A 6,575-nucleotide genomic window follows, 5' to 3' on the forward strand; every position below is an offset into this window, starting at 1 on the left:
AAGCCGCTTCAGATTCGCCTCCAGGGATGAAATCGCCGGGAGATCTAGCAGGCGAAAGCGCGCCTGTCGCTCAGCGTTGGCTGGCCGCCTGGTGCTGCCGCCGCTTGCGGGGCTTCGAGCGGCTCTCCGAACCTGGTTGCACCTTGACGGTCGTCCGCGGCTTGCAGGTCGCCAGGATGTTTCCGCCGCACATGGCCTGGGCCGGCTCAGGCACCGCCGTGGTGAAAAGGAGCCCGAGCCCCAATGCCAGGATGGCCGCTGGTCGAGACAGGAGAAGCCGAAGAAGCATTGGCTGGCACCATGAACGCGGCGGTTGGGAGCGCTGGGGGGTCGAACTCGCCGGGGAAGCACCAGCTCGCGGGACAAGCTCTCCCGTCGCCAGCGGCGCGCCACGGCTGGCGGCAGATTACGTGAGCTTGGCCGTTTGGAGAAGGGGCGGTGCGGCAGGGTCTGCCGCGAGGGTAGGCCGGGCGGGTCCGGCCGGGGGCGGCAGGTTGACACGAAGAATGAGCCCCGGCAGGTAGCGCCGAAGGCCCGTGTGGCGGAATGGTAGACGCGGACGACTCAAAATCGTCTTCTGCAAGGAGTGGGGGTTCGAGTCCCTCCACGGGCACCATCAGGAGCGGCCGCGCCTTCCGCCCGCTCCGTCTCCCGGCGGCCACGCCACGGCACGTCGTCCGCGGCGCGGCGAAGCGCCTGGCCGGCTGACCGAACCGGGCTCTCCCTCGGAAGTTTCCTCAGAAGCTTTCTAAGGGAGGGGAACGAGAATGGCCGGCGAGCCGAAGACAGATCCGAAGATCCGGCCTTATACGGGGCCTGCCGGTGGATGGGGCTCGGCCAGGTCGGTCGGCGAGATCCTGGTGCGCGAGCATGTCGCCGCCCGCGGCTCCGTCGTGCTTGCCGAGCAGAACAAGCCCGAAGGCTACATGTGCGTGAGCTGCGCCTGGGCGAAGCCCGCAAAGCCCCACCCTCTCGAATTCTGCGAGAACGGCGCCAAGGCGACCGCCTGGGAGATCACCCCCCGCCGGGCCGACCGCGCATTCTTCGACAAGCACACGCTGACGGAGCTCCTGGACTGGCGCGACCACGACCTCGAGGAGCAGGGCCGGCTGACGCACCCGATGCGCTGGGATCCGGCAACCGACAAATACGTCCCTGTCGCCTGGGAAGAGGCCTTCGAGGAGATCGGGCGCGAGCTGCGGGCCGCCGCACCGGAGAAGGTCGAGTTCTACGCCTCGGGCCGAGCCTCGATCGAGACGGCCTACATGTACCAGCTCTTCGCGCGGATCTACGGCAGCAACAACCTGCCCGACTGCTCCAACATGTGCCACGAGAGCACCTCGGTGGCGCTCCCCGAGAGCATCGGGGCATCGGTCGGCACCGCGAACCTGTCGGATTTCGAGCAGACCGACTGCATCTTCTACATCGCCCAGAATGTCGGGACGTCCTCGCCGCGGCTGCTCCACCAGCTCCAGGAGGCGGTCGACCGGGGCGTGAAGATCGTCAGCATCAATCCGCTGCGTGAGCGGGGGCTCGAGCGGTTCATCAACCCGCAGGCCCCGGACGAGATGCTGACCGGCAAGGAGACGCGGATCTCCTCGGAATACTACCAGGTGAGGAGCGGCGGCGACATCGCGGCCCTGTTCGGGATCTGCAAGGCCTTGATCGAGGCCGACGACGCCCTGAAGGCATCGGGCGCGAGCAAGGTCGCCGCGGGCGACGCGGTCCCGGACGATCCGACCAACGCCGCGGAGGTCGCCTTCGCGGCCTCCATGGCGGCCGCCGACAAGAAGCATGTGCTCGACCACGACTTCATCAAGGAGCACACGGCCGGCTTCGAGGAATTCGCCGCCGCGGCCCGGGGCCACGAGTGGTCCGAGCTCGAGCGCGTCTCCGGCCTGACCCGGGCCGAGATGGAGCAGGCCGCGCAGACCTACGCCAACGCGAAGACCGTCCTCATCTGCTACGGCATGGGCGTCACGCAGCACGTCATGGGCGTCCAGAACGTGCACATGATCGCGAACCTCGCGCTGCTGCGCGGCAATGTCGGCAAGCCGGGCGGCAACATCTGTTCGATCCGCGGCCACTCGAACGTGCAGGGCCAGCGGACGGTCGGCATCACCGAGAAGCCGGGGCTCGCGCCGCTCGACAAGCTGTCGGAGCTCTACCATTTCGAACCGCCGCGCTGGACGGGTCACTCCACGGTCGAGGCCTGCGAGGCTATCCTGAAAGGCGAGGTGACCGCCTTCATCAGCCTCGGCGGCAACTTCATCCGGGCCATTCCGGAGACGGAGGCCATGGAGGAGGCCTGGCGGAGGCTGCGCCTGACCGTCAACATCGCCACCAAGCTGAACCGAAGCCACCTGGTGCATGGGGAGATCGCCTATCTCCTTCCCTGCCTCGGGCGGATCGAGGTCGACGAGCAGGCGAGCGGCCCGCAGGCGGTGTCGATCGAGAGCTCGGTCGCGCATTTCCACGGCTCGCGCGGCAAGGTGAAGCCCGCGAGCGACGAACTGCTCTCCGAGCCGGCGATCGTGGCCGGCCTCGCCAAGGCGACGGTGCCGGACGCCAAGGTGCCGTGGGACGAGTGGGTGGGCGATTACGGGACGGTCAGGGACGCGATCGAGACGACCTATCCGGAGACCTTCAAGGACTTCAACAAGCGCCTCTTCGAGCCCGGGGGCATCCCGCGCCCCGTTCCGGCGCGCGAGCGCAAATGGGTGACGCCGAACGGCAAGGCCAACTTCCTCACGCCCGAGCGGCTGGAGCCGGAACTGAAGATCAGCGGAGGGAACGCCGACGTGCTCACCCTCACGAGCCTTCGGTCCAACGACCAGTTCAACACGACGGTCTACGGCTACAGCGACCGGTTCCGCGGCGTGGAGGGAACGCGACACGTCGTCTTCATGAACCCTCTCGATATCGAGCGGCTGGGCCTGAACAATGGCGACGCCGTCGATCTCACGACGGCGCTCGACGGCGGCGCGAGGCGTTCGGTGCAAGGCCTGCGGGTTGTCCCGTACAGCATCCCGCCTGGATCTTGCGGCGCCTATTACCCGGAAACGAACCCGCTCTTCCCCCTCGATCATCACGACCCGAAATCGAAGACGCCGGCCTACAAGGCGCTGCCGGTCCGGGTGACGCGGGCGGAGGCCTTGGCGTCGGACTAGCGTTTACGGGGAGAGGTTCTCTCCTTGCGGGGTGTCGGCGCTCACACCGGCGAAAGCCGGTGCCCGGAATCTGATCCCTCCCCGGAGGGGAGGGTGGCCCGAGCGAAGCGGAGGGCCGGGTGGGGCTGCCTGCCTAGCCGCAACCCCACCCCGGTTCGCGCCTGCGGCGCGACTCGGCCCTCCCCTGGAGGGGGAGGGATCAGGCGGCTCGGCCGCCAGCAGGCACGCGCCGTCCTTCCCCGGCCCGGGGTCTGGTCCATCGGCACTGTCGAAGAGCGGTCTCGTTCCACATCGAGGGGAGCGGGACGCCGGTTCTCCGGCCTTCAGTGATGGTGATTTGCGGATTTGCCAGGTCCCTCCCGGCGTCCCGCGACGGTCTTTTCGGCCCCATAGGCACGCGCCCGGTCAGCCGCCCAAGCGCCCCGGCCGACCGAACCGAGACCCCGGGACCCGTCCTCCCCTCCGCCAGACGTGACCGGTGCGCACGCGGCTCCCTCGCCGGAGGGGAGTGCGGACGATATAGGAATAAATGCTGAGTTTGTCAACTCGTGATTCCGCTCACACCGGCGAAAGCCGGTGCCCAGTGACTGGACCCCGGCCTGCGCCGGGGTGAGCGGGGAGGCGGCTGGCGGCAGGCGGCTGATCTTTATACGGCCTTTATAAAGTCCATCCGGATCCGCTCTCGAATTCATATGCGGCCGTGAAGACATTCCGCCCAACTCGAAGGCGGTATGCGATGTTGGACGCGATCTTTCTCCTCTCGGGAGCGGGCTTTCTTCTTCTCAGTGTCGGCTACGCCGCGCTCTGCGCGCAGCTCTGAGGAGGACGTCATGCTGCTCGACTACACGCTCGGCGCGATCGTGAGCGCCGGTCTCCTCGTCTACCTGACCTACGCCCTCGTCCGCCCAGAGCGGTTCTGAAGGAACGTGCCATGACAATCGTCGGTTGGCTGCAGATCGCGCTGTTCTGCCTGGTCGTCGTCGCGCTGGTGAAGCCGCTGGGCTTCTACATGACGCGGGTCTTCACGGGCGAGCGCACCCCGCTCACGCCCATCCTCAACCCCGTCGAGCGGGGGCTCTATCGCCTCGCCGGGATCGACGAGAACCATGAGCAGCACTGGCTCGCCTACGCGGCCGCCATGCTCGCCTTCCAGATCGTCGGGTTCGTCATCCTCTACGCGGTTCTGCGCCTGCAGGGCGTGCTGCCGTTCAATCCGGCCGGGATGGCGAACGTCGCGCCGGACCTCGCCTTCAACACGGCCGTGAGCTTCCTGACCAACACCAACTGGCAGAACTACGGCGGTGAATCGACCATGTCGTACCTGAGCCAGATGCTGGCCCTGACGACGCAGAACTTCCTCTCTGCGGCAACCGGCGTGGCGCTCGCGGTGGCGCTGATCCGCGGCTTCTCGCGGGCTTCGTTCCGGACGATCGGCTCCTTCTGGGTCGATGTCACGCGCTGCACGCTCTACGTGCTGCTGCCGATCTGCGTCGTCTACGCCCTGTTCCTCGTCTGGGAGGGCATCCCGCAGATGCTCGGGCCCTATGTCGAGGCGACGACGCTCGAGGGCGGCAAGCAGACGATCGCCTTGGGGCCGGTCGCCAGCCAGATCGCCATCAAGATGCTCGGCACCAATGGCGGCGGCTTCTTCAATGCCAATGCCGCCCATCCCTTCGAGAACCCGACGGCGCTTTCGAACTTCGTCCAGATGGTCTCCATCTTCGCGATCGGGGCCGCGCTGACGAACGTCTTCGGCCGGATGGTCGGCGACGAGCGGCAGGGCTGGGCGATCCTGGCCGCGATGGGGATCCTGTTCCTCGCCGGCGTCGCCGTCGCCTACTGGGCCGAGGCCTCCGGCAATCCGCTGCTCCACGCGCTGGGGCTCCAGGGCGGCAACATGGAGGGCAAGGAGGTCCGCTTCGGCATCGTGGCCTCCGCGCTCTTCGCCGTGGTCACGACGGCGGCCTCCTGCGGCGCCGTGAACGCCATGCACGACAGCTTCACGGCGCTCGGCGGCATGATCCCGCTGATCAACATGGAACTCGGCGAGATCATCATCGGCGGCGTCGGCGCCGGCCTCTACGGCATGCTCGTCTTCGTCATCGTGGCGATCTTCGTCGCCGGCCTGATGGTGGGGCGCACGCCGGAATATCTCGGCAAGAAGATCGAGGCGAAGGAGGTCAAGATGGCGATGCTCGCCATCCTGTGCCTGCCCCTGATGATGCTGGGCTTCTCGGCCGCCGCGACCGTCCTGCCCAGTGCCGTGGCGTCCATCGCCAATCCCGGGCCGCACGGCTTCTCGGAGATCCTGTACGCCTACACGTCGGCCGCGGCGAACAACGGCTCGGCCTTCGGCGGGCTCACGGGCAACACCCTCTGGTACAACGTCACCCTCGCGGTCGCGATGCTGGTCGGGCGCTTCTTCATGATCGTCCCGGCCATGGCGATCGCGGGCTCGCTCGCGGCCAAGAAGACCGTGCCGGTCTCGGCCGGGACCCTCCCCACCCATGGCGGGCTGTTCGTGGGCCTGCTCGTCGGGGTGATCCTCATCGTCGGCGGGCTGACCTTCTTCCCGGCGCTCGCCCTCGGTCCGGTCGTCGAGCACTTCTCGATGATCGGCGGCCAGAGCTTCGCAGCACAATGACCTCCGCCGCCATGTTCCGCACCCGCCGCGAGCTCGAGGCTCGCATGTTCCGGAGCCGCGCCGTGCAACGCCGCGCCGCGCGCCACCGCGATCCGAGCTGGTCCGAGCTGACGCTCGGCCTCGCTTCCTTCGTGTTCCTCGTCTCGGCCTGCCTCTACGCGGTCGCCTGGCTCGGACGGTGAACCCAGTACTTCGAACGGGGCGCAGACCCGGAGTAAAGACGATGTCCCACCTCACCCAGTCCAGCGTCTTCAGCCCCGCGATACTCGGGCCGGCCGTGGCGGCTTCCTTCCGGAAGCTCGATCCGCGCGCGATGGCGAAGAACCCCGTCATGTTCGTCGTGGAGGTCGTGGCGGCCCTGACGACGGTGCTCTTCGTCAGGGACGTCGTAACGGGTGCGGCCGATCTCCTGTTCACCGGCCAGATCGTCCTCTGGCTCTGGTTCACGGTCCTGTTCGCGAATTTCTCCGAGGCCGTCGCGGAGGGCCGCGGCAAGGCGCAGGCGGACAGCCTGCGGCGCACCCGGACGGACGTCGTGGCGAGGCACCTCTACGATCCGACCCGGCGGGAGCTGTTCCAGCGCGTGCCCGCCGTCGAGCTCCAGCCGGGCGACGTGGTGGTGGTGGAGGCCGGCGACATCATCCCGTCCGACGGCGAGGTGATCGAGGGCATCGCCTCCGTCAACGAATCCGCCATCACGGGCGAGTCCGCGCCGGTGAGCCGCGAGAGCGGCGGCGACCGCTCGGCCGGGACCGGGGGAA

General features: G+C 67.9%; 4 protein-coding genes, 1 tRNA gene and 1 pseudogene. All 6 read left to right on the forward strand.

Going from position 1 to position 6,575, the window contains the following annotated elements; translation table 11 throughout:
* Positions 1-532 precede the first annotated feature (532 nt).
* Positions 533-616, forward strand: a tRNA-Leu gene (locus ACO2SS_RS27230).
* Between the two features lie 151 nt (positions 617-767).
* Entirely contained in the window at positions 768-3,170 is a 2,403-nt protein-coding gene (locus ACO2SS_RS27235; RefSeq protein WP_423281010.1) for an FdhF/YdeP family oxidoreductase, read from the forward strand.
* Positions 3,171-4,000: 830 nt separating this feature from the next.
* Positions 4,001-4,090 carry a K(+)-transporting ATPase subunit F gene (locus ACO2SS_RS27240; RefSeq protein ID WP_423281011.1) on the forward strand — a complete coding sequence of 30 codons (90 nt, stop codon included), beginning with the start codon at positions 4,001-4,003 and terminating at the stop codon, positions 4,088-4,090.
* A gap of 11 nt (positions 4,091-4,101) precedes the next feature.
* Positions 4,102-5,814, forward strand: coding sequence for a potassium-transporting ATPase subunit KdpA (gene kdpA, locus ACO2SS_RS27245; RefSeq protein ID WP_423281012.1), 1,713 nt, complete (start codon positions 4,102-4,104; stop codon positions 5,812-5,814).
* Complete coding sequence (locus ACO2SS_RS27250) at positions 5,811-5,996, forward strand: hypothetical protein (protein WP_423281013.1); 186 nt, start codon at positions 5,811-5,813, stop codon at positions 5,994-5,996. Before kdpA ends, ACO2SS_RS27250 begins: the two co-directional genes overlap by 4 nt.
* Before the next feature lie 41 nt (positions 5,997-6,037).
* Positions 6,038-6,575, forward strand: a pseudogene (locus tag ACO2SS_RS27255) (potassium-transporting ATPase subunit B); the annotation flags it as partial.

Origin of the sequence: Enterovirga sp. CN4-39, assembly GCF_049446235.1 — a bacterium.
Classification (GTDB): Bacteria; Pseudomonadota; Alphaproteobacteria; order Rhizobiales; family Beijerinckiaceae; genus Enterovirga.